This window comes from Saccharopolyspora antibiotica (genome assembly GCF_047200635.1).
In the GTDB taxonomy this organism is placed as follows: Bacteria; Actinomycetota; Actinomycetes; order Mycobacteriales; family Pseudonocardiaceae; genus Saccharopolyspora_C.
This window is the reverse complement of record NZ_JBJZOI010000019.1, coordinates 66,390-89,054: the sequence shown is the minus strand read 5'-3', so window position 1 is coordinate 89,054 and position 22,665 is coordinate 66,390. Positions and strand designations below refer to the sequence as shown.

General features: G+C 72.4%; 19 protein-coding genes. 11 read left to right on the top strand and 8 right to left on the bottom strand.

All coding sequences use genetic code 11. The annotated features are described in order from the left end of the window. Nucleotide 1 precedes the first annotated feature (1 nt). Nucleotides 2-448 (bottom strand): roadblock/LC7 domain-containing protein, encoded by a 447-nt coding sequence (locus ACL03H_RS17140; RefSeq protein WP_412812248.1) that lies wholly within the window; start codon nucleotides 446-448, stop codon nucleotides 2-4. A 168-nt stretch (nucleotides 449-616) separates the two neighbouring features. Further along, a complete protein-coding gene (locus ACL03H_RS17135) occupies nucleotides 617-3,967 on the bottom strand; it encodes a sensor histidine kinase (RefSeq protein WP_412812247.1) in 3,351 nt (1,116 codons plus the stop codon). 723 nt (nucleotides 3,968-4,690) lie between these two features. Here ACL03H_RS17135 and ACL03H_RS17130 point away from each other — a divergent pair. From ACL03H_RS17130 to ACL03H_RS17120, 3 genes are all read left to right on the top strand, one after another. Then, the gene (locus tag ACL03H_RS17130) at nucleotides 4,691-5,128 is read left to right on the top strand and encodes a DUF485 domain-containing protein (protein ID WP_412812246.1); all 438 of its coding nucleotides are present in this window, start codon (nucleotides 4,691-4,693) and stop codon (nucleotides 5,126-5,128) included. 47 nt (nucleotides 5,129-5,175) lie between these two features. Further along, nucleotides 5,176-6,750, top strand: coding sequence for a solute symporter family protein (locus tag ACL03H_RS17125; protein WP_412812305.1), 1,575 nt, complete (start codon nucleotides 5,176-5,178; stop codon nucleotides 6,748-6,750). A 656-nt stretch (nucleotides 6,751-7,406) separates the two neighbouring features. Beyond that, nucleotides 7,407-7,769 (top strand): SH3 domain-containing protein, encoded by a 363-nt coding sequence (locus tag ACL03H_RS17120; RefSeq protein WP_412812245.1) that lies wholly within the window; start codon nucleotides 7,407-7,409, stop codon nucleotides 7,767-7,769. Between the two features lie 54 nt (nucleotides 7,770-7,823). Here ACL03H_RS17120 and ACL03H_RS17115 read toward each other — a convergent pair whose 3' ends face one another. Continuing rightward, a complete protein-coding gene (locus tag ACL03H_RS17115; RefSeq protein WP_412812244.1) occupies nucleotides 7,824-9,479 on the bottom strand; it encodes an FAD-binding dehydrogenase in 1,656 nt (551 codons plus the stop codon). A gap of 475 nt (nucleotides 9,480-9,954) precedes the next feature. Here ACL03H_RS17115 and ACL03H_RS17110 point away from each other — a divergent pair, with 475 nt between their 5' ends. Then, entirely contained in the window at nucleotides 9,955-10,383 is a 429-nt protein-coding gene (locus ACL03H_RS17110; protein WP_412812243.1) for a peptidase inhibitor family I36 protein, read from the top strand. Nucleotides 10,384-10,389: 6 nt separating this feature from the next. On the opposite strand, the gene ACL03H_RS17105 is transcribed toward ACL03H_RS17110, so the two are convergent. The 4 genes from ACL03H_RS17105 to ACL03H_RS17090 are packed head-to-tail and all read right to left on the bottom strand — an operon-like array spanning nucleotide 10,390 to nucleotide 14,608. Continuing rightward, complete coding sequence (locus ACL03H_RS17105) at nucleotides 10,390-11,514, bottom strand: glycosyltransferase family 4 protein (RefSeq protein WP_412812242.1); 1,125 nt, start codon at nucleotides 11,512-11,514, stop codon at nucleotides 10,390-10,392. Continuing rightward, nucleotides 11,511-12,431, bottom strand: coding sequence for an alpha/beta fold hydrolase (locus ACL03H_RS17100; RefSeq protein ID WP_412812241.1), 921 nt, complete (start codon nucleotides 12,429-12,431; stop codon nucleotides 11,511-11,513). Before ACL03H_RS17100 ends, ACL03H_RS17105 begins: the two co-directional genes overlap by 4 nt. Before the next feature lie 6 nt (nucleotides 12,432-12,437). Beyond that, the gene (locus tag ACL03H_RS17095; RefSeq protein WP_412812240.1) at nucleotides 12,438-13,676 is read right to left on the bottom strand and encodes a glycosyltransferase; all 1,239 of its coding nucleotides are present in this window, start codon (nucleotides 13,674-13,676) and stop codon (nucleotides 12,438-12,440) included. Then, nucleotides 13,673-14,608, bottom strand: a complete 936-nt coding sequence (locus tag ACL03H_RS17090; protein WP_412812239.1) for a DMT family protein — start codon at nucleotides 14,606-14,608, stop codon at nucleotides 13,673-13,675. The genes ACL03H_RS17095 and ACL03H_RS17090 overlap by 4 nt, the downstream gene beginning before the upstream one ends. A gap of 959 nt (nucleotides 14,609-15,567) precedes the next feature. On the opposite strand from ACL03H_RS17090, the gene ACL03H_RS17085 reads away from it, so the two are divergent. Next, complete coding sequence (locus ACL03H_RS17085; RefSeq protein WP_412812238.1) at nucleotides 15,568-16,611, top strand: CopD family protein; 1,044 nt, start codon at nucleotides 15,568-15,570, stop codon at nucleotides 16,609-16,611. A gap of 63 nt (nucleotides 16,612-16,674) precedes the next feature. Here ACL03H_RS17085 and ACL03H_RS17080 read toward each other — a convergent pair whose 3' ends face one another. Next, nucleotides 16,675-17,466: a GH25 family lysozyme gene (locus tag ACL03H_RS17080; protein ID WP_412812237.1), complete on the bottom strand. Its 792-nt coding sequence runs from the start codon at nucleotides 17,464-17,466 to the stop codon at nucleotides 16,675-16,677. Nucleotides 17,467-17,958: 492 nt separating this feature from the next. Between ACL03H_RS17080 and ACL03H_RS17075 the strand changes: the two genes are divergently transcribed. The 6 genes from ACL03H_RS17075 to ACL03H_RS17050 all read left to right on the top strand — a co-directional run bounded on the left by ACL03H_RS17075 (nucleotide 17,959) and on the right by ACL03H_RS17050 (nucleotide 22,549). Beyond that, nucleotides 17,959-18,660 carry a DUF4232 domain-containing protein gene (locus ACL03H_RS17075; RefSeq protein ID WP_412812236.1) on the top strand — a complete coding sequence of 234 codons (702 nt, stop codon included), beginning with the start codon at nucleotides 17,959-17,961 and terminating at the stop codon, nucleotides 18,658-18,660. 54 nt (nucleotides 18,661-18,714) lie between these two features. Continuing rightward, nucleotides 18,715-19,518, top strand: coding sequence for an alpha/beta hydrolase (locus tag ACL03H_RS17070; protein ID WP_412812235.1), 804 nt, complete (start codon nucleotides 18,715-18,717; stop codon nucleotides 19,516-19,518). A gap of 192 nt (nucleotides 19,519-19,710) precedes the next feature. Then, complete coding sequence (locus tag ACL03H_RS17065) at nucleotides 19,711-20,868, top strand: DUF2382 domain-containing protein (protein WP_412812234.1); 1,158 nt, start codon at nucleotides 19,711-19,713, stop codon at nucleotides 20,866-20,868. 149 nt (nucleotides 20,869-21,017) lie between these two features. Continuing rightward, nucleotides 21,018-21,857, top strand: coding sequence for a hypothetical protein (locus ACL03H_RS17060; protein WP_412812233.1), 840 nt, complete (start codon nucleotides 21,018-21,020; stop codon nucleotides 21,855-21,857). Between the two features lie 178 nt (nucleotides 21,858-22,035). Further along, on the top strand, nucleotides 22,036-22,296 hold the full coding sequence (locus ACL03H_RS17055) for a hypothetical protein (protein WP_412812232.1): 261 nt from the start codon (nucleotides 22,036-22,038) through the stop codon (nucleotides 22,294-22,296). Between the two features lies 1 nt (nucleotide 22,297). Continuing rightward, on the top strand, nucleotides 22,298-22,549 hold the full coding sequence (locus ACL03H_RS17050) for a hypothetical protein (protein ID WP_412812231.1): 252 nt from the start codon (nucleotides 22,298-22,300) through the stop codon (nucleotides 22,547-22,549). The last annotated feature ends 116 nt before the right edge of the window (nucleotides 22,550-22,665 follow it).

The following is a 22,665-nucleotide window of genomic DNA, read 5'->3' as shown; positions in this document are numbered from 1 at the left end:
TTCACCTCACCGCGGCCGGGCGGGAGAGCGGATTCCCCGCGCCCTGCAGCTGGTGGCGCAGCTCCGGTGTGAGGATCTGGCCGACCCGCTCGACCAGCATCGCCATCTCGTAGGCGATCAGGCCCATGTCGCACTGGGGCGCGGCGAGCGCGGTGAGGCAGGAACCGTCGCTGATGCCCATCTGGATCAGCGTGCCGTACTGCATCTCCACGATGGTCTCCGTGACCTCACCCGCCTCGAAGCACTTCGCGGCGCCGTTGGTGAGGCTGAGCAGTCCGGACGACACGGCGGCGAGCTGCTCGGCGCGGTCCCGGGGCAGGTTCGTCGACGAGGTCAGCAGAAGTCCGTCCGCGGACACCACGATCGCGTGCGCCACTCCGGCTACGCGCTGGGTGAAGTCCGTCACCAGCCACCCGAACCGCCGGGACATCGTCTCCTGGGGAGTCATGCAACCTCCTGGCTTGTGGTCGTGGAATCGCCGAGGTCGTCCGGTCGACTCCGCTTGCCGAATCGGTGGAACCGGGCGCGGCCGGTGGCGACCGCGCCCTCAGTGGTCTGGTTACCGCTCCTTCGTCCGACGAGGCTCATCCGCACCTGAGCAACGCATGCGACCTCCCTACGACTCGTCCGGCAGCCGGTGCCTGCCGCGCTCGACACCGGACTGGAAACTGGACAACCTGCCGCGCAACGCGCTCGCGTCCCGCTCGAAGCCCTTGCCCTCGGACCGCGCCGGAGCGCTGCCCGCGCTGCCCGGTGCCAGCTGGGCGCGCGGAGTGCGCCGGGGCAGCCCCGACTCGGTGAACGAGGTGGGCTGCGAGGCCGCGGCGGCCTCGACCTGGCGCCAGGACTCGTCGGCGGCGAAGCTCCAGCCGCCGTCGCCGTTCGCCGCCGACTCACCGTGCACCGCCGCGTCCCCGTGCACCGCCGCGTCCCCGGAGCCGTTCGCCCAGGAGTCCCGCCGTCCGGCGGTGGCGTCCTGCTCGGCACCGTCCTGCGCCGCCGTCATCGGCCTCCTCCTCCCGAATCGCAGGCCGCCCTGCATGTCGGCGAGGCGGCGGCTGAGCTCCTGCGGGCTGCGGTCCGCGGACGTGCTCGCGGCGGCTCCGGTGTCCCGCGGTTCCGACTCGGCCTGCCCGCCCCGGTGCAGGTCACCGATGCCGAGCGGGTCGTTCTCGTCCACGTGGACCTGCCGCTCGGAGCTGTCACCGCGCGCTTCCCGCCGGGGCAGGCCCGAATCGGTGAACGACGGCCCCCGCTCCGGCTCGGAATCCGGAGCGACGGCGTCCGAATCGGCGGAATCCGAGGTGAACGCCCAGGAACCGGTGTCCATGATGGACGTCGCCTGCTCGTCGTCGGGCCAGCCGGCGGATTCCGCTCCGGGCTCCCCGTCCGGCTCCGCGTCGAAGTCGATCGGCTGGAACCACTGCGTCGAGGCCTCTTCGAAGATCGGCGCGGGGGCGTCCTGCGCGGCCGCCGGGGCGTCCTCGGCAGCGGGCGGCCAGGCCAGGTCCGAGGAGGTCCAGTCGGCGGAGAAGTCGTGCCCGTCGGACTGCTCGGGCAGGTCCACCGGGGTGAACAGGCTGCCCATCGGGGCGGCCGGGGCGTCCTCCCGCTGCGAGGGCCCGACCAGCCCGGCCGCGGGTTCCCGCTTCGGCAGCGGGGTGCTCGCCATTCCGTCCCCGCCGGGGGCGAGGAAGCCGGTGTTGAAGGTGTTCGACTCGCCGGGGACGGCGGTGCTGAACCCGGTCTCGCCCGTGCTGAACCCGGAGTCCGCGGTGCCGAAACCCGTTTCCGCGGTCCCGAACCCGGAACCCGCCGTGCTGAACCCGGTCTCCGCCGTGCTGAACCCGGTCTCCGCCGTGCTGAACCCGGTTTCGCCCGTGCTGAAGCCGGTCTCGCCGCTGCTCCGGGCGAGACCACCGTCCGGTCGCGAACCGGCCTCGGCAGCGGATCCCGCCGCCTGCGGGCCCGTCCCGAACGAGCCCGAGACCGGCAGTTCGTGGTGGGCCACGCCGTTGCGCTGGCCACCCGCGCCCTGCGCGGGCTGCGGGGCCGCCGGCCCGCCCGAGACGACGTGCTCGGCGGGCACGACCACAGTGGCCCGCACACCGTCCACATCGGGGCCGCCGTGCAGCCGGACGGTGACGCCGTGGCGCACCGCCAGCCGGGCCACCACGAACAGGCCCATCCGCCGCGAGGTCGCCAGGTCGTTCTCGTCGACCTGGGCCAGCCTGGCGTTGGCGGCCTCGAGCTCGTGCTCACCCATCCCGATGCCCTCGTCCAGCACGTCCACGGTGATCGACCCGTCACCCGCCTGATAGCTGGAGACGGTCACCGTGGTCTCGGGCGCGGAGAAGTTCGCGGCGTTGTCCATCAGCTCGGCCATCAGCCGCACCAGGTCGCTGGCGGCGTGGCCCAGCAGCCGCACCTGCGGCGGCGGCTGCACGACCACCCTCGGGTACTGCTCGATCTCGGAGACCGCGGCGCGCAGCATGTCGCCCAGCTCGGTGGGCCGCACGAAGCGCCGCGCCAGGTCGCTGCCGGAGAGGACCATGAGGTTCTCGTTGTTGCGGCGCATCCGGGTCGCGAGGTGATCCAGCTGGAACAGCCGGGAAAGCTGGTCCGGGTCCTCCTCGTCTTGCTCCAGCTGCTCGAACAGGCGCAGCTGGCGCTCCAGCAGGCCCTGGCTCCGCCGGGAGACGCCGACGAACGACTCGCTGTAGCCGTGCCGCAGCGAGGCCTGCTCGGCGGCGAGGCGCAACGCCTGGTTCTGCACCTCCTCGAAGGCGCGGGCGACCTGCCCGACCTCTTCGGTGGTGCGCACCGGAACCGGCCGCAGCTCACCGACCTCCTCGCCGGCCCGGATCCCGGCGACCGCTTCGGGCAGACCGTGCTGGGCGGCGTCCAGCGCGCCGTGCCGCAACGAGCGCAGCGAGCCCAGCAGCTGACGGGAGATCAAGAAGATCACCGCGGCGGCCGCGATCAGCGCGGCCAGCAGCATCGCCGAGTCCCAGCCGGCCGCGTTGCCCGCGTCCTCCCGCAACGTCCCCGCTCCGGCGCGGACCTCGGCGGCCAGGTCGTCGTGGCCGTCGTTGATGAGCTCGACGACCTGGTCGGAGATGCCGTTCCACTGCTCCTGGGTGATTCCGGCGGGCCCGGCGGCGAGGGCCTGGGTGAGCAGCGCGTTGCGCTGCAGGATCTCCGGGCCGGTGGTGGTCGTGTCCAGCCGCTCCTGCCAGTGGCGGGCGACGGTGGCGCGGGCGTCGGCGATCTTGGAGATGAGCCGGGCCCGCGAGCCCAGCAGCGCGTCGGTCGACTCCGGCAGCAGGCTGCCCTGGGAGATCCCGCTGAGCACCCAGGCCTGCTGGAGGCGGACCTCCTCCATGATGGAGAGCATGTCCTGCAGCGCGGAGGCGGTGCTGGCCAGCGACGGCTCCGAGACGGTGCTCGTGAGCGCGCGGTCCAGCGAGAGCACGGTGGTGATCACGGCGCTGTAGGCGTTGATGGTGTCCGGTGTCGACAGCGACTCGCGACGGACGGCCTCGCGCGCTGAGTTGAGGTCCTCCAGCGCGGCGTGCAGCTCGTCGTGGCGGTCCGCGACGATCGTTCCGTAGTCGGTGCCGATGTGCCCGGAGTCGTGGCCGAGTTCGTCGTCCACCGCGTCGAAGGCGGTGTTCACCGCGTCGATCCGGCGGTCGAAGTCCTCGGTGTTGTTGACGAGGACGGCGGCGTTGCGCTCGTTCTGCAGCGCGGCCACGAGCGGCTCCACCTGCTGCGCGCTCTCGAGCACGTGCGAGACGCGCTCGTACTCGTTCGCCTGTTCGACCTGCCAGGTGATCTGGGAGATGCCGAGGCCGACCGCGAAGACCACCGGGATCAGGACGACGGCGGTGAACTTGACCGGGAGGCTCCAGTTGCGCCACTCGGTGACCGAGGCTCGCCTGCGCGGAGGAGTGGGCGCGGTCACGCGCACCACCCCGGCATCGGCCGGCTGGCCCAGCTCGGCAGGCGATCTCTTTCGAGCGAACTTGGCGTCGGGGAACGGCGCATGCGTGTGATCCCGCAATCGTCGTCTGGGTTGTCGGGGGATAAGCGGTCCGGCGGCGGGCAGGCTCGCAGTCGAGGGGGCGGGCTGGCAGCACAGAACCGTATCGGTGCGGCGGCTCCAGCGAGACCGAGCGTTACCGAACCGATCGCTACGGGCTGTGCCAGGACTGACGGCATTCCGGACACGGACACCTAACCGGGGGCGAAGGAAGCGGTCTGCTTTCGGGTGCCTGCACTATAAACCCTGCCCCCCAGAAACAGCGGGGGGCGTTTTCAGCCGAATCCACTGCGGGGAACGCCGCACGTCACGACTCGCGGACACCGCCCCCGGGGGGCCGGAACGAGGAATTTTTCACTGCGCGGAAGGGCGCGCAGGTCCCCGCGAGACCGAGTGGCGTCGGCCGAAAACCTTCACCGGAACGCGCGGCCGAGTGGTCGAAGTTCAACCGGTCGTGGCGCACTCCCGCCCACGACCCCCCGTTTCGTCACGCTCCGCAGTTGCTTCGTCATCCTGTGTGGCGACATCTCTTTTCTTGGACTCGGGACAGGTGGTTAACTTCGCCGCCGCCAAGCCTCGACATCGCATCCACCGGGTCCCCCGAGTTCGACCGACCCGAACGCAGAGAAATTCCGGGAAGGAAGCATGAGCGACGCTACTCGAACAGCGATACGCGCGTATCCCCAGCACCGCGCCAGGAGGAAAGTCCCGAAACCCTTCGCCGGAATCGAACGCAGCACCGACACCACCCTGCGCGGGCCCGATTACCCGGCCATCGCGGCCAGCGCGGAATTCCACGCACTGCGCCGACGGGTGATCACGTTCGTATTTCCGATGACCGCGTTATTCCTGCTCTGGTACCTCGGGTACGTGCTGCTCGCCGCCTACCGCGCCGACCTCATGGCGCAGCCCGTCCTCGGCGAGATCAACGTCGGGCTGCTGCTCGGCGTCGGGCAGTTCGCGTCCACAATGCTCATCACCACCGCCTACGTCCACTTCGCGGAGCGCTCCGTGGATCCCCGCGTCGAAGCCCTGCGGGCCGAAGTGGACTCCCCGGGGCCCGCGGGCGGTGACGACCGGTGATCCACCAGCTCACCGGTGCCGCCCAGGACCCCGCTGGAGGTCCGGCGCTGCCCGCCGACGGCCCCGCGGTGAACACCGCGATCTTCGCGGGCTTCGCGCTGCTCACGCTCTTCGTCGCCTACCGGGCGAGCAGCCGCAGCACCGCGGCCGACTACTTCGCCGCGGGCGGCTCCTTCAGCGGGGCCCAGAACGGCATCGCGCTGTCCGGGGACTTCCTGTCCGCGGCCTCGTTCCTCGGCATCGCGGGCGCCATCGCCGTGCACGGCTACGACGGGTTCCTCTACTCGATCGGGTTCCTGGTCGCCTGGCTGATCAACCTGCTGCTCATCGCCGAGCGGATGCGCAACACCGGCCGGTTCACGATGGGCGACGTGCTCAGCTTCCGGATGCGCGCGCGCCCGGTGCGAGCCGCGGCCGCGATCTCCACGCTGGCCATCACCTTCGTCTACATGATCGCGCAGATGGCGGGTGCCGGCGGGCTCGTCGCGCTGCTGCTGAACGTGCACAGCTCGGGCGGGCAGGCCCTCGTGATCGCCGTCGTCGGCGTGATCATGGTGCTCTACGTGCTCGTCGGCGGGATGAAGGGCACCACCTGGGTGCAGATCGTCAAGGCCGCGCTGCTGTTCCTCTGCGTGGGCATGATGACCATCTTCCTCATCGGCAAGTTCGGCTACAGCCCGTCCAAGCTGCTCACCTACGCCGCCGAGAACAACCCGCACGGCCGGGAGATCTTCGCCCCCGGGGTGCAGTACGGGCTCTCCGACATGACCAGGCTGGACTTCGTCTCGCTCTCGCTGGCCCTGGTGCTCGGCGTGGGCGGCCTGCCGCACGTGCTGATGCGCTTCTACACCGTGCCCAACGCCAAGGAGGCGCGCCGCTCGGTGGTGTGGGCGACCTGGACGATGTCGCTGTTCTACCTGTGCACGCTGATCATCGGCTTCGGCGCGGCGGCGCTGGTGGGGACCCCGGCCATCCTGGACGCGCCCGGCGGGGAGAACTCCGCGGCTCCGCTGCTGGCCTACGAGGTGGGCGGCACGCTGCTGCTCGGCATCGTCGCCGCGGTCGCCTTCGCCACCATCCTGGCCGTCGTCGCCGGGCTCACGCTGACCGCTTCCGCCTCGTTCGCCCACGACGTCTACGCGAACCTGCTGCGCGGGGGCCGCGCCGATTCGCGGCAGGTCGTGCGGGTCGCGCGCTACACCGCGCTGGCGATCGGGGCGGTGTCCATCCTGGGCGGGATCGCCGTGAACGGGCAGAACATCGCGTTCCTGGTCGGACTGGCGTTCGCGTTCGCGGCCTCCGCGAACCTGTCCACCCTGCTGTACTCGCTGTTCTGGCGGCGGTTCAACACCGCGGGGACCTTGTGGGGCATCTACAGCGGACTGGTGTCCTGCCTGCTGCTGGTGCTGTTCTCCCCAGTCGTCTCCGGGGCCCCGGACTCGATCTTCCCCGGGGTGGACTTCGCGCTGTTCCCGCTGCGCAACCCCGGCATCGTGTCCATCCCGGTCTCGTTCCTGTTCGCCGCGCTCGGCACGCTGTTCAGCGAGGAGTCGACCGACGAGGACCGGCGGGCCGAGATGGAGGTCCGCTCGCTCACCGGCATCGGCTCCGAGCGCAGCTGACGGACGGTCCCCGGGTCGCTCCGACGCCCGGGGACCGGTCCCGCCTTCGCGGGGGTCGTCCCGTTTCGCCAGGTCACCTCGATCAGCCCTCGGAACGCGAATCGGCGGGCCCGCCGTTCCGGGGCTCGAAACCGACGCACTCCGCGACCGGGAGGCCCGGATAGCGTGGAATGCGCTCATCCCATCCGGCCCGGGTGCAGCGCAGGTACGTGACGCCGTGTCGCGTCCGGTTCAACGACGGGTGACGGCAGTACCGGCACAATCCCGGTGGCACCGCCAGCCCTCGCCACAGGTCCTGCTCGCTCATCGATTCCTCCGGTCCGCCGTGCTCCTGCGCCGGGCAGCCTAACGGCCGCTCCAGATCGCTAACGACATCACGCACCGCGAGAAACATCCGTTCGTTCACCGTTCCGGAACCACAGAAGTGGGTAAAGACGAAACGCACCGCGATCCGGCCGCGAATCCTTTTCATGGTTCCGCACGGCGGGGCGCTTTTTCCGGTGCACTCGATCGGACACTGCCGGAAGGCCGCTCGTGGCCGATAAGATGATGCCCGCGTTCGATTGATTCGGCTACGGGGAAACGTCGGAACGATCTATTCGCGAAACTCCCTGCCGGGGGCGGTCGACCCGGTCACGAGGGAGACGGGGGAACTCATGCACACGATCCGGAATGCCGTGCTCGCCGGGGTGGCCGCACTCGTGCTGCCCATCAACGGCCTGGGGTCCGGCGTCGCGCACTTCATGTTCGAGTTCGGGCACCGGCTGGCGGAGCTGCGCCACGAGGACCGGCCCGACCGCTACGGGGACTTCCGGGTCCCCGGGGTCAACCTGCGGGCCGAGCCCGGGACCGCCTCGGCGGTGGTCGGCGTCGGCAACCCCGGCGACCGCTTGCGGCTGCGCCGGGAGGTCGCCGGGGAGCCGGTGACCTGCGTGGACGGAACGCGCAGCAACACCTGGTGGCAGGTGCTGGACCGGCGGACCCGCGTCACCGGCTACGCCAGCTCCTGCTTCCTGTGACGTCCGGGTTCCGGGAGCGTCCCCGTGGCCCGCTCCCGGAACCCGGACGGGAAGTCATGCCGTGGCCCGCGCCGCGGCCCGCCCGGCGGCCCGCCCGGAGAACAGGCAGCCGCCGAGGAAGGTCCCCTCCAACGAGCGGTAGCCGTGCATCCCGCCGCCGCCGAAGCCCGCGACCTCACCGGCCGCGTACAACCCGGGCAGCGGGGAGCCGTCGGCTCCCAGCACCCGCGCGTCGAGGTCGGTCTCCAGCCCGCCCAGCGTCTTTCGGGTCAGCAGCGACAGCCGCACCGCCACCAGCGGCCCCGCCTCGGGATCCAGCAACCGGTGCGGCGGAGTGACCCGCACCCACCGGTCCACGCTGTAGCGGCGCGCGGCCCGGATGAGCCCCACCTGCGCGTCCTTGCCCAGCCCCGAGGTGACCTGGCGGTCTCGCGCGGTGATGTCGCGCTCCAGCCGCTCGGCGTCGATCGAGTCGGAACCGGTCAGCTCGTTCATCCCGCGCACCAGCTCGGGCAGCGTGCGACGGGTGACGAAGTCCGCGCCGCGCTTGACGAACTCGGCCACCGGCCCGGGGGTCACCTCGCCACCCCGCCGCAGCACCTCGCCGATGCTGCGGCCGGTGAGGTCGGGATTCTGCTCCGAACCCGACAGCGCGAACTCGCGGCTGATGATCCGCCGGTTCAGCACGAACCAGGTGTGGTCGTGCCCGGAGGCGTTGATGTGCGCCAGGGTGGCGAGGGTGTCGGCCCCGGGGAACAGCGGCGGGGGCAACCGGCGTCCCTCGGCGTCGATCCAGTACGACGACGGTCCGGGCAGGATCCGGATGCCGTGCCGGGTCCACACCGGATCGTAGTTCTGGATTCCCTCGGTGTAGTGCCACATCCGGTCCGAGTTGATGACGCTGCCGCCCGCGTCGGCGACGATCCCGAGCATCTTCCCGTCCACGTGGTCGGGCACTCCCGAGATCATCCGCCGCGGCGCGGGCCCCATCCGGGCGGGCCAGTTCCGCCGCACCAGGTCCAGGTTCCCGCCGATGCCGCCGGAGGTGACCACCACGGCCTGCGCCCGCAGCGAGAACTCCCCGGTGGCGGTGCGGGAGCTGGGCTGTCCCCGCAGCGCCGGGCTGGGTTCCAGCACCTCGCCGCGCACTCCGTCCACCGCGCCCCCGGTGGTGGTCAGCCCGGTGACCCGGTGCCGGAAGCGCGTCGAGACCAGCCCGCGCTCCTCGGCGGCGCGGACCCGGCGCAGGAACGGTTCGAGCACGCCCGGGCCCGTCCCCCAGGTGATGTGGAAGCGCGGCACCGAGTTCCCGTGCCCGGTGGCCTGCGATCCGCCGCGTTCGGCCCACTGCACCGCCGGGAACAGCCGCAACCCCTGCTCGCGCAGCCAGGCGCGCTTCTCGCCGGCGGCGAAATCCACGTAGGCCTCGGCCCAGCGACGCGGCCAGCGGTCCTCGGCGCGGTCGAACCCGGCGGTGCCCTCCCAGTCCTGCCAGGCCAGCTCCGCCGAGTCGCGGACGCCGAGCCTGCGCTGCTCCGGGGAATCCACCAGGAACAGGCCGCCGAAGGACCAGTGGGCCTGACCGCCCAGCGAGGATTCGGGCTCCTGGTCGAGCAGCAGCACGCGGCGACCGGAGTCGGCGAGCTCGGCCGTCGCGACCAGGCCGGCGAGCCCGGCCCCCACAACGATGACATCTGCGTCGAACGCCACGTGCGTCTCCTCGTGTACTCCTCGGCGGGAGGCTTTCCGGAACTATAAGGGTCCGCACCACCCCGGCCGGGCTCGTGGCGGCGGCGAATTCGCCGCACCGGGCCGCACGGTCCGGCGGCCCGGTCGGACGCGCGGCCGAACCTCGCCCGCTGACCAGCTCCGTCCCCGGACCGACCGACGCGGCGCGCGGAGGCTCAGGGGGCGCCCGATCGCGAGGGCCGGAGCGGCTCCCCGGGAGGCACGATCCCGCACCGCGGACCGACCGCCCCGGTTTCCGGCACCGGGGCGCACCGCGAGCCCGGATCGGACCGCGAACTCCGGTGCGGCGGGCCGGAAATCCACTCGGTCGGGGTGTATCCAGCCGAAGTGCTGGCGCTCGGATCGCGGTTTCGGGAATCTGGATCTCGCCGGGGCACGGTTCGGCCCGCTGGCTTTCGATCCATCCTCATTTCCCTTGCTACGTAAGGAGTTCCTCATGTCGCACGCCATCAGCACGAAGTCGCACCGGACCCCGCGGGGATTGCGTCCTCTGTGGACTCGACGGCGATCGGTGCTCGCTCCCGCGCTCGCGCTCGGCATCGCGGTGGCCGGTCTCGGCGGCGCCGCCCAGGCGGGTCCGGCGGCGCCGATCCCCTGCCAGGACGGGGCCTTCTGCGCCTATCCGCACGTGGACTTCCGCGGTGAACCGCACCGCGCCGAACTGCGCACCACGGCGCTGGAGGAGTGCGTCGCGCTACCGCCGGAGCCCGAGGCGAAGTCCTTCGTCAACCGCACGGACAAGCCGGTGACCGTGTACCAGGACCCGGACTGCGACACGCACGCCGACTTCGCGACCTACCCACCGGGTTCCACGGCGCCCCGGCCCGACTACGTCGCACGGGCCATCAAGGTCTGGCCGCGCTGACCGGGCCTAGCCCGCTTCGGCCGCCTCGACGGCGTCGTCCCGGCCCGGCGCGAGCACGTCCAGCAACCGCCGGGCCGAGCGGGCCCAGGTGAATCCCGCCGCCTGCTCGCGGCCGCGGCTCACCAGCTCCGCCCGCTGCTCGGGGTCCGCCACCTCGCGGACCGCCGCGGCGAAGGCCGCGGCGTCGCCCACCGGGAAGAACCGCGCGTGTCCCCCGGTGACCTCGCGGAAGATGTCCAGTTCGCTGCACACGACAGGAGTTCCGGAATGCATCGCCTCGATGACCGGCAGTCCGAATCCCTCGTCCCTCGACGCGGTGACCAGGGCTTCCGCCCGGCGCAGCAGCGACCGGTAGGCGTCCTCCTCGATGCCGTTCCAGAACACCACCTCCGCCCCGCGCGGCACCTGGGCGCGCAGCTCCGCCTCCCGGGCGGGCGCGATCCGGCTCAGCAGGTGCAGCCGGTAACCGGGCAGCGAGCGCATCCCCGCGAGCAGGGTCTCGACGTCCTTGTAGGGCATGAAGGAACCCATGTAGACGAGGTCGCGCACTGGCCCGGTCGGGGACGGCTCCGGCTCCCCGTGCTCGGGCAGCCCGGAAGGGGCGTTGGGCACCACGGTGACGGGCCGCCGGGTGAGGCGGTGCCGCTCGATCAGCCGCTTCGTCGTCTCGCTGACGGTGACCACGGCGTCCCCGCGGTTCAGCAGCACCCGCTGCGGCCAGTAGGCGCGGTGGTACAGCCGCCAGATCGCCCGAACCGGCGCGGGCAGGAAACCAGGAGGTCGCGGATGCCGGTAGTAGATCAGGTCGTGCAACGTGAGCACGAGGCGGTAGCGGCGGCCGAAGCCCCCGATGACCTGCATCGGGCTGAAGACGACCTCGGCCCCGAGGGCGTGCAGCCTGCGCGCCACGAACAGCTCCCGCACCGAGAGCGGACTGTTGATCTTCACGTGCGGCACGCCGTCGGGCAGCAGCGCGAGCTGCCGGTCGTCGTGCACGAGCATCGTCACCGGGTGCAGCGCGTGGAGCTCGCGGATCAGCTCGGCCCCGAACCGGCTGATCCCGTCGTGGGCGTCGGTGCGAGTCCAGCGGGCGTCCACGAACACCCGAGGGGACCGCCCCGCCGCGTTCACGACCGCTCCAGGAAGCGGTCGATCGCGGCCGCCGCCTCAGCCGGGGTCTCGTAGTGCACCAGGTGCCCCACGCCCGGGATCACCACCAGCTCGGCGTCCGGCAGTCCGGCGACCAGCTCGCGCTGGCCCTCCACCGGCGCGATCTCGTCGGACTCCCCCGCGATGACCAGGGTGGGCAGCACCAGCGCGGCGAGGTGGTCGGCAACGGTTCCGGTGACCGAGGCCGCGTAGGTCTCGCTGAGCAGGCCGGGGCTGTGGAACCGGCTGAAGTGCCGCTGGTGGCTCTCGTGGACGAAGCGGCGCACCCGAGGATCCCGGGTCCGCAGCATCGCCTGGCCCGCGCCGCGCACCACCAGGCGGTTGGCGAGCAGGGCGCGGCCGAGCCGCGGCGGCAGCGCCGTGCCGAGCGCGTAGTAGAGCGACGTCAGCCGGGACAGCACCACCCTCGGTCCGCGCAGCGCGGGCGTCGAGATCGGGTTCACCAGCACCAGCCGCCGCACCAGCTCCGAATCGAGGGAGACGACGTGAGCCGCGACCATCGAGCCGAAGGAGTGCCCGAGCAGCACCACCGGCCGCTCCCGGCCGCCGAGCCGTTCGATCAGCTCGACGATCGCGGCGGCGTAACCGGCCACGTCGTGCGGGCGCCCGGTCATCGGGCCGGAATCCCCGAACCCCGGCAGGTCCGGCACCACGGCGGTGCGGCCGGGCAGGTGCCGCACTATCGGCTCCAGGCCGTGATGGGTGCCGCGCAACCCGTGCACCATGACGATCAGCGGCTCCCCGGGCGAGTCCGGGGCGGAGTCCGCCCCGGGCCGGTAGGTCCAGAAGTGCAGTTCGGAGCCGTGGATCCGCTCGACCCGCTGTTCCGGGAGCAGGCTCGGTTCCGGAGTGGCGGAACCCGGTGGACGACTGGTCACGGCCGCTCAGCTCGCCAGCTCGGCGGGCAGCTCGACCGGTGTCACCCCGTCGTTCTCCGCGAGCGCGTGGCGGTAGATCGACTCGAAGCGGCCCAGCACCGCGTCGATGTCGTGCTTGCTGCTGACCAGCCGCTCCCCCGCGGCGCCCATCCGGTCGATGGTCGCGCGGTCCTCGATCACGTCGTCGATCGCGTGCGCCAGCGCGTGCACGTCGCGCGGCGGGTACAACCAGCCGTTCCGCCCGGCCTCGACCAGGTGCGGCAGCGCCATCGCGTCCGCGAGGACGACGGGGGTGCCCGCCGACATCGCTTCCATGGTGGCCAGGCTCTGCAGCTCGGCGATGCTCGGCATGCAGAACAGGTCCGCCCGTGCGTAGGCGTCGAGCAGCTCCTGCTCGTCGACCAATCCCGCGAAGTGCACCCGGTCCTCGATCCCGAGCTGCGCGGCGAGCTCGCCCAGCGGCTCCCGGCAACTGCCGTCGCCGACGATCTCCAGGCGGGTCGCCCTGCTGGTCTCCAGCAACGCCATCGCCCGCAGCAGGTCGTCGATGTGCTTCTCCTCGTCGAGCCTGCCGACGAACAGGATGGTGCGGGTGGCCGGGTCCGGGTCCTGCTCGCGCACCTCCTGCGCGCGGCGGCGGTACAGGCCGACGTCGATGCCGCAGGACACCGGCATCGCGGGACCGGAGAACCCGTTCTCCTGCAACAGCTGCACGGCGCGCGGGGTGGGCGCGGTGACCAGCCGGGCCTTGCCGTAGTGGCGGATCAGGTTGTGCCAGAGCAGCCGGGTGGCGGCGTTCTGCAGCACCTTCGGGACGCGGACGTAGCCGAAGATGTTCTCCGGCATGAAGTGGTTGGTCGCGATCAGCCCGATGCCCTGGCGGCGCGCGGCGTTGATCAGTCCTCGCCCGATGAAGAAGTGCGACTGGACGTGCACGATGTCGGGCTGGATCTCCCTGAGCAATCGGTCCGCCACCGAAGAGGCCCGCCACGGCGGGCAGGCGCGGAACGTCGGGTGCGCGGGAGTGCGGTACGAGGCGACCCGGTGCACGGTCACGCCGTCCTCGACGCTGGTGCTCTCCTGCCGGTCCACCGAGTGACAGATGACGTGCACGTCGTGGCCCCGGCGCGCCAGTCCGGTCGCGAGCCGGTGGCCGAAGTTCGCCGCGCCGTTCACCTCGGGCGGGTACATGACCGCGCCGATCACGATGCGCAGCCGATCTCCGCCGAACGGTTGCGAAGTCAAGTTGAACTCCCGTCAGAACGTATCCGCCGCACGCCGGCGTCGCCGTCGTCGGCCGCGGTTGCTTGCACTTCTCGATCCTGGGTCTCCGGGTGGTGTCGCGCGAGCGCGAACACCCCGGCGCACGCGATCACCGCGCACAGCACTTCGCCGGCCGCCGTCGCGCTGCCCACCGCGTCGGCCTCCCCCAGCAGTCCGATCCCCAGGCCGACCGCGACCAGCGGATCGATCACCGTCAAGCACGCCACCACCAGTTCGGGAGGCCCGCTGGCGTAGCCGTGCTGCAACAACCAGCCGCCCACCGCCATCGCCGCCACGATCGCCACCAGCGGCAGCGGGTTGATCTCCAGCAACGGGGTGCTGCCGAGCTGCTGCACCAGCGCCCGCACCAGCACCGAGACCAGCCCGTAGGCCACCGCGCATCCGGCCGCGTAGGCCATGCAGCGAACCTTCGACCTGGTCAGCAGGCCGAACACCCCGAGCGCTAGCACCGCGCCCGCGACGAGCTGGGTCGCCAGCAACTGCTCGTCCGGCAGGACCGGGGTCGAGGTCGCGCTGCCCGCGGCGAGGAACACGAACGCCCCGACCCCGCCGGTCGCGGCCAGCACCGCCAGCACGACGTTGATGTTGAGCTCCCGGGTGCGCAGGCCCTGCTGCCGCGCGCTGAGCAGCACGGTGATCGGCAGCGCCAGCACGCCGACCGGCTGCACGACGCTCAGCGGAGCGAGGCCGAGCGCCGTCGCGTGCAGCAGCGCGCCGCTGCCGAGCGCGGCCAATCCCAGCAGCCACAGGGGGTTCCGCAGCAGCTGGACCTGGCTACGGACCTTCAGCCCGCCATCACCCATCTCGGCGCGCACCGCCGAGTGCTGCATCCGGGCGCCGACCGCGTAACCGCACGCGCCCAGCGCCGCGAGCACCACCGCCAGTGTGGTCACGTCGCATCCCGCCCCACGAAGATCACCTGGTCACCGGGGCCGCTCCCGGGCACCCCGCCCGCGAGCGCCGCCCGGTCCGCGCGAGAGGCGACCGGCCGCGCACGGGACGTGACGGCGACCGGGACGCGCGGGCCACCGTCTCCACCCCGGGTTGCCGTCACCGGCAGCCTGTGCTGTTCGTCCACACCGCTCAATCTCGCGCATCGCGGGCTCACCCACATCGGGGTGCACCCTCAATTTCCCCGACCTCGATCAGCGACCGGGGCGTACCGGGCCAAGCACCCGGCGGCACCGGACCGGCCCACCCCATGATGCTCCGGCCCCGGCAGCGGACGGGTGCGAATCCGACGATCCGGCGCGTCCGCGCAGCGCAGCGCCGCACGTCCCCATCGCGGGCTCGCCACCCGATCCCGGGGTCCGCTGACCGCACCCCTGGGCGACGCCACCGATCCCGTCCCGCCGCGCGGTGGAACCAGCGGGGAAACATTCGCCGAATAGCCGCGAACACGGGGCTCCCGGGAAACGCGGCGAAGCCTCTCGAAGCCGCGGGCCGGATAACGAGAATGCGCGCGGTGAACGGCCGAACGCGGCCAGTGCCGGTTCGGCCGCGGCACCGCATCCCTCCTCCGCGAATCAGCGGACCTGAGCGACGACGAGGTACGCGCCACATACCCCGCCCACTCATTACCGCCCGCCTGATCCACGTGCACGACTGTAGAACAAGTCCCCTGAGACCTTTGTCAGCAACACAGGGATCGGCGGTTTCCCCCGCTCGTCCGGTGCGGGTTCGAAACGAGCGGCAATCGCCGCACGGCGGGGATAACCGCACGCCAGCGGACGGCGGAGCCCGATTCAAGATCAACTATTCGAAGTCGAATGGTGATCGGGTCAACACGCTGAACCGTTCCGCGCCCGGCGGACCGACCGGATCCCGCCCGAACGGGTGAGACGATGCCGGGATGCCCGCCGACCCCGGATCCGGTCCCGCGCGCGCAGACCGGCGTGCCGGGATGTTCGCGCCGGCGATCCTCGTGCCCGGGTTGCTCGCGGCCGTCATCGCGACCGCGCTGCTCGGCGCCAGCACCGCTCCCGGTGTGCCGGAACCCTCGACGGTGGTCCGCTACGGCGGCCCTCTGGTGCGGGCCGCGCTGGACCTCGCCGCCGTCGCCACCGTCGGCCTCGCCCTGCTGCCCCGGCTGCTCCCTCCCCGGGCGCGCGGGGTGGCGGCGCTGCTCGCGCGCTCCCGGCGAACAGCGGTCATCACCGCGCTGGCCTGGCTGCTCGGTGCGCTGCTGCTGCTCGTGATCCACACCGCCGAGCTGGTGGGCGGTTCGCCCAGCGCGCAGGACGTCGCCCGGTACGTCACCGGTGTCCCCGCCGGAACTGCCCTGGCGCTGAGCCTGGGGTGCGCGGCGGGGTGCGCCGCCCTGGGGCTGGCCGGGCTGGTGCGCTCCCAGCGAGCGCCGGCGCGGGACGTGCTCACCGACGACCTGGGGGCGGTGCTCGCCCTGCTCGGCCTGCTGCCGATGCCGCTGACCGGGCACGCGGTGGGCTGGGAGCACCACGAGCTGAGCATGATCTCGGCGCAGCTGCACGTGCTCGCCGCCGCGATCTGGGCGGGCGCACTGGCTTCGATCGCGCTGTTCGTCGCCCCGCGCCGGGGCCTGCTGGCGACGGCACTGCCGCGCTGCTCCAAGCTGGCGACCGCCGCGATCGTCCTGGTCGCGCTCTCCGGCGCGGTGAACGGCCTGACCGAGCTCGACGCGGCGGGCAGCGGCCCCGGGGGCCTGCTCACCACCGGATACGGCCGGATCGTGCTGGTCAAGGCGGGACTGCTGGTGCTGCTGGCCGTGCTCGGCGGGCACGCGCGCTACCGCCTGCTGCCGCTGATCGAGCGCCACCGGCGGACCGCGCTGGCCAGCTGGGCCGCCGTCGAGCTCACCGTGATGGGCCTGGCCTACGGCCTCGGCGCGGTCCTGGCCCGCGCCCCCGTGCTCGGCTGAACGGCTCCGGTCCGGAGACACCGCCGCCCACCCCGTGCGGGATGGGCGGCGGCGAAGCGCGGATCAGCGCGGGACGCGCAGCACCTGGCCGACGTATATCAGGTTGGGGTCCGTGATCCCGTTCGCCTGGGCGATCGCCTGCCAGGCCACGCCGACCTTCGCGCCGATCCCGGAGAGCGTGTCGCCGGGTTGCACCACGTAGGTCTCCGGAGCGGGCGGGGCGGGCGGAGGCGGAGGCGGTGCGGTCCCGCCGGTCAGCACCGGGAGGTCCACCAGCGCGACGTTGAGATCGGTGTCCCCGCCGATGCCGGGCACCTTCCCGTCCGAGGCGTGCTGGTGGATCGCGACCCGATCGGTGAGGAAACCGGGCTGGCCCGCGGGCCTGCCGTAGTGCGCGACCCACAGGAAGACCCCGGGGTCCACCCAGGAATCCGTGGCGAGCTTGTCGCTGAACCAGGTCGAGGAGGCGTACACCACGACCTCGTTGCGCCCGGTGTGCCCGCGCAGCGCGTCGACGAAGCCCTTGATCCAGGCTCCGAGGTCGGCCGCCTCGGTCTCCATGTCCAGGCAGGGCGGGAGGTTCCCCGGCGCGGCCGAGTTCGTCCGCGCCAGCTGGCCGGCGAAGTCGGCGGCCTCGTCCTGCGGCGAGTTCGTGTCCGGCCGCGCGAAGTGGTAGAGCCCGGTCACCAACCCGGCGCCGCGGGCCCCGTTCAGTTGCGAATCGAGCGTCGGGCTCACATAACCGACGCCCTCGGTGGCCTTGATGTAGGTGAACGCGAATCCGGCTCCGCGCACCGCGGCCCAGTCCGGTTCTCCTTGATATCGAGCGACGTCGATTCCTGGAATGCTCGCCATCCCGAACCCCCTCCCTTCACCGGATGCGGCCCGGTGCGCGAGTCGCGTCACGCGAACCGGATCGGCGGTCTCGTCTGCGTGTGCTGTCCGCCCCCGGCACCGGAATTCCTTCCGGAAAGCGAGGAACGTGGTTCCGCGGCGTACCGAGGACAGTTCTCGGAGCCAACGTATCGAAGGTCGACGATCACGGAGTTCCGCCGTTCAGGTCAAGAGCGCCACCCGATCGGTCCTGTTCTCGTGCTCGTGATCATGTCGTGCACTCAAATGGTCCGGTCGTCGATCGAGAACGGTGCCCTCCCGCCGCGCGGGTCGCGGCGCCGGTCGGCCGGCGGCACAGTGGGGTCGGCCGCACGGCCGCACCTCCATCCGGGGGAACTCCCGGACGGGCCGCGCTTGACGTGCAACCACCTGTGGCGCCAGACGTCTTTCACCACAGCGGACCGGACAGCGAAGAGACGGGCCGCATGAGGCGGCCGATGGAGGTGGTCAACCGTGTTCTCGCAGCGATGGAACGACCGGATGCCGACCGGGACTCGCCGGATGCGCACGAGGTTCTACCAGGTCACGGCGGCGGCGTTGGGCGCCGCGCTGCTCGGGGGCTGCGGCTCGATGGCGGGGCAGCAGCCCGTCCCGCAGGTCTCGGACTCGATGCCGAGCGTTCCGGTGCCCGGCCCGCCCACCAGTCAGCAGGAGGCGCCGAGCTCCGAGCAGGCGGCGTCCCCGGCGGCGGAGTCCTCGGCCTCCGCGACCGGGCAGGCCGCGGCCGATCCGGCGCAGGTGGAGCGCTGCCACACCTCGATGCTCTCCGGGTCCGTCGAGCACGGGGACTCGGGCGCGGGCCAGCGCTACGCGGAACTGCGGCTGACCAACACCAGCGGCGAGACCTGCACCCTCTACGGCTACGGCGGGATGCAGCTGCTCGGCGCGGGCGGTGAGCGGCTGCCCACCCAGCTGGAACGCACCCCGAACCCGGGGCCGGCGGTCGTCCGGCTCGCTCCCGGCGAGTCGGCGAGTTCCACCCTGCACTGGACCGCGGTCCCGCACGCGGGCGAGCCGGAACGGGGCGACTGCCAGCCGAAGCCGACGGGCGCGCTCGTCACGCCGCCCGACGAGGAGGACCCGCTGACGGTGAGCTGGAACCTCGGTGCGGTCTGCGGCTTCGGATCGATCGACAACAGCGCCTACCACGGCTGAGCCGCCCCGCGCGGGTGCTGGCCTTGCGAGGTGGGTTGTGCTGGGGTGGGAGCCATGATCGAGGCGAGTCAGCGCACCGTGGAGGGACCCCGCGGCGAGCGCGCCGCACGCGAGTGGGCGGGGCGCGATCCCGGGTGGATCGCGCTGCTGCTGCACGGCTACGGCGAGCACGCGGGCCGGTACCAGTGGCTCGCCGAGCAGCTGGTGGCGGCGCGGGCCCTGGTGATCGCACCCGACCTGGAGGGACACGGCGACTCCCCGGGTGAGCGGGTGCTGATCGACGACGCCGAGCACGTCGTCGGGGACGTCGAGGCGGTGCTCCGGGACGTCACCGCCCGGCACCCCGAGCTGCCGGTGGTGCTGATCGGGCACTCGCTGGGCGGCCTGTTCGCGACGCGCTTCGCGCAGGAGAACCCGGACTGCCTGGCCGCGGTGGTGCTGTCCAGCCCGGTGCTGGGCACCTGGCACGTGCTGGACCTGCTGGAGTGCGACGAGCTCCCGCAGACCCCGATCGATCCCTCGACGCTGTCCCGCGACCCGGAGGTGGGCCGCGCCTACGAGGCGGACCCGCTGGTGTGGCACGGCTCGTTCAAGCGCCCGACGCTGCGGATGATCGACAGGGCGCTGGAGGCCGTGAACGACGGCCCGGTGCTGCGGGTGCCGACGCTGTGGGTGCACGGCGAGGACGACGAGCTCGTCCCGGAGGCCGACACCCGCACCGGCATCGACCGGATCCGCGGCCAGGACTTCCACGAGCACGTCTACCCCGGCGCCCGCCACGAGCTGTTCAACGAGACCAACCGCGCAGAGGTCGTCGACGAGGTGCTCACCTTCATCGGGCGCCAGCTCAACACGTAATCCCGACACGCCCGGATCCGCCTCACCCACAGGTGTGAAGTGCGCACCGGAACCGATTGCCGCCCCCCGCGACCGGGGCATCACCTTCGTACGCGGCACCGCACAGCGGTCGGCGCGCCGAGCGCTCTTCCGCGTTCCCGGGTGACGTGACGAGCCCGAGCTGCGACCCAGCAGACGAGTGAGGCGGTAGTCATGAAGGACGTCAAGCGCGCACAGGACCTCATCGGCAGCGAGGTGTACGACCGGGAAGGCGACCGGATCGGCAAGGTGGGCAACGTCTACGTCGACGACGCGAACCACCAGCCGGAGTGGGTGACGGTCCGGACCGGCTTCTTCGGCACCAAGGAGAGCTTCGTCCCGCTGTCGGGCGCCGAGCGGGGCGACAAGGGCATCAACGTCGAGGTCACCAAGGACAAGGTCCGGGACGCGCCGCAGGTGGACGCCGAGCACGGGCACCTCTCCGACAAGGAGGGCCACGACCTCTACAGCTACTACGGCCTCCAGCAGGGCTCGGCCTCGCCGCAGCCCCGGGACGTTCCGCGGCAGCAGAGCGGCGCCGAGGAGACCGAGCAGCGCGAGGCCGGTGGCGCGGCGGGCGGCGCGGCAGCCGGTGGCGCGGCGGGCGGCCGGATGGCATCCGGGCAGGCCACCTCCGGCTCGACCACCTCGGGCACCGGCACCGGCACGTCGGGCACGACCACCTCGGGCACGACCACCTCGGGCATGACCACCTCCGGCACGACCACGTCGGGCACGACGACCTCGGGCACCGGCACCTCGGGCACGACGACCTCCGGGGCCGCCACCGCGGGGACTGGCACCTCCGGGATGACCTCCTCCGGCGCGCGGGGGACGTCCAGCACCTCCGAGCGGAGCTCCCGGGCCGGCACGAGCGCGGGTTCGGCCACGGCGGGCCGGGGCGGCGGGTCGACCGGCGCGAAGTCGATGGTCCGCTCCGAGGAGCGGCTGCGGATCAACACCGAGCAGGTCGAAACCGGCCGGGTCCGGGTGCGCAAGTACGTGGTCACCGAGCACCAGACCGTCACGGTGCCGATCAGCCACGAGGAGATCCGCATCGAGCGCGAGCCGATCACCGAGTCCGAGCGCGGCTCGATGCGGGCGAGCTCCGCCCTCGGCGAGGAGGAGCAGGAGATCGTGCTGCACGAGGATCGGCCGACGGTGTCCAAGGAGACGGTCCCGGTGGAGCGGATCCGGATGCACGCCGAGCTCGTGACCGAGGAGAAGACGATGCAGGACGAAGTCCGCCGCGAGCGGTTCGACGTCCAGGACCGGACCGAGGGCGGCAAGCACGAGCGCGCCGACGACTCGGGCGGCGGTACCAGCAGCTGACCTGCGACACGGCCCCTCCGCTCCGGTGGAGGGGCCGTCCGCTGCGCCGACCGGGTGGAGCAGCGGACGGCCCGGGGGACGAACGGCGACGCGGTTCACCTGATCAACCCTTCGTGCCGGGGCGGTGGATGCGCGACAATGCCCCGGCGATGGTTGAGAACTCCGAGCTGGACCTGCACATCACCGTCGTCGTCGGGGCCGACGACGACCGCTCAGCGCGTGAGGCGTGCCGCCCGCTGCTGCACCGGGTCGGCGGCCGGATCACCGAATCCGGTGACTGCTCCGACGAGGAACCGGGCTGCTGGTCGGTGACGATCGGCCGCTCGGCCGGTGAACCGGGGGTGCCCGCGGGCCCGGCGGCGCTGGCGCGCGCGGTGCGCACGTTCCTGCGCGAGCTCGGTCCCGCCTGCGCCGGGCACCGGGTGGCCTGCGAGCCGCCGACGGCGTGGACGGTCCTGGACGATCCGGACCTGGTCGAGGCCCTGGTCCCGGGCGGCGAGCGCATCCTGGTCGAGGCCTGGGCCGGGGCGGTGCTGCCGGGCGGGTCCGGCCTGCTGCTCGACGACCCGGACGAGCCCGCCGTCGAACCGGAACCGGAACTCAGCCCCGTGGACGAGTTCGGCAGGCCGCGACCGCGGCTGGAGTTGCTGGTCGACGTGGTGACCGAGCGCCGGGCGGGCGCGGAGTGGCCGGCCAGGGCGCTGGCCAGCAGGCTGGCCCGGCGGTCGACGATCACCGGCTGGACCGAGCGCCCGCCGGTGGTGCGCGTCGCGATGGACCTCGGGCCCTCGCTCGGCGATCCGGCGGAGGTCGTGCTCGACGCGGTGCGCGCGCTCGGGGGCAGCGGCTGGTCCCGGTTGCGGGTGCGCGAGCAGGTCGCGATGTCCCGGTGGTCGGCGGCTCCGACCCCGCCGTCGGGCATCGCCGCGGTGGAGCTGAGCGCGGTCACCCCGGCCGCCGGTGCGGCGCCCCGGGAGCCGGTGAGATGACCGGGCCGAGCTCGCCCCCGAACCCGGCCCGAGGCCCGCGGCACGCCAGGCTGGAGGGGCCGCGCCTCGGCTGCCACCCCTGATCAACATCATCCGCCCTGCCCGCGATCGGGCTAGTGGCGGACGCTAACTTGTGGATCGACATACCCCGATCGGCTCCCCGGAGGGTTGGCTCCAGATGGCAGGCGTGGACGATGTTCGCGATGGAATTGCTCGCGCCAAGGTGAAGGCCGAGGAGGCCTTGACCGCGATCCAGCAGGCGGGCCTGGCGCTGGACGAGGCGCAGTCCATGCTGGTCGAGGCGACGCAGGGCAGCGGCCAGGACGAGATCCTCCAGTCCCGGAACATGCTGGTCGACGCGACGCAGAACCTGCAGCTGGTGCAGGGCACGGTCCGCAACAGCATCAGCTCGGCCGAGGGCTACGCGGGACGGTTGTGACGTGTCGGCGCTGACGGAGTTGCTGGCGGCGGTGCGGGCCACCGAGGCCAAGCTCGACGAGGCCCGGCGGCAGCTGTCCACGGGTCGGCGGGCGCTCTCGGAGACGCAGGCCGCGCTGGCCCGGCTGGACCCGGACAACCCGGAGACCGTGGTACCGCCGGAGCTGCGCCGCGCCGACGATCAGCTCGAACGCACGCTGACCCAGCTCGCGCAGGTGGCCGAGTCGCTGCGCGCGTTCGCCACGCGGCTGTGAGCCGGGTGCCGGGAGGGCCGCCGGGCGGCCCCGCGCGGCGGTGCCCCGCGCCACCGCGCACCGCTTCCAGGAACTTCCGGGTGGTAGTTTCCTCACGTTCCGTGACACCAGGTGCC

Excerpts from the sequence above, each read along its gene's own strand:
- ACL03H_RS17140 (WP_412812248.1), bottom strand. The coding sequence starts at position 448 with ATGACTCCCCAGGAGACGATGTCCCGGCGGTTCGGGTGGCTGGTGACG.
- ACL03H_RS17130 (WP_412812246.1), top strand. The coding sequence starts at position 4,691 with ATGAGCGACGCTACTCGAACAGCGATACGCGCGTATCCCCAGCACCGC.
- ACL03H_RS17120 (WP_412812245.1), top strand. The coding sequence starts at position 7,407 with ATGCACACGATCCGGAATGCCGTGCTCGCCGGGGTGGCCGCACTCGTG.
- ACL03H_RS17110 (WP_412812243.1), top strand. The coding sequence starts at position 9,955 with ATGTCGCACGCCATCAGCACGAAGTCGCACCGGACCCCGCGGGGATTG.
- ACL03H_RS17085 (WP_412812238.1), top strand. The coding sequence starts at position 15,568 with ATGCCCGCCGACCCCGGATCCGGTCCCGCGCGCGCAGACCGGCGTGCC.
- ACL03H_RS17080 (WP_412812237.1), bottom strand. The coding sequence starts at position 17,466 with ATGGCGAGCATTCCAGGAATCGACGTCGCTCGATATCAAGGAGAACCG.
- ACL03H_RS17070 (WP_412812235.1), top strand. The coding sequence starts at position 18,715 with ATGATCGAGGCGAGTCAGCGCACCGTGGAGGGACCCCGCGGCGAGCGC.
- ACL03H_RS17065 (WP_412812234.1), top strand. The coding sequence starts at position 19,711 with ATGAAGGACGTCAAGCGCGCACAGGACCTCATCGGCAGCGAGGTGTAC.
- ACL03H_RS17060 (WP_412812233.1), top strand. The coding sequence starts at position 21,018 with ATGGTTGAGAACTCCGAGCTGGACCTGCACATCACCGTCGTCGTCGGG.
- ACL03H_RS17055 (WP_412812232.1), top strand. The coding sequence starts at position 22,036 with ATGGCAGGCGTGGACGATGTTCGCGATGGAATTGCTCGCGCCAAGGTG.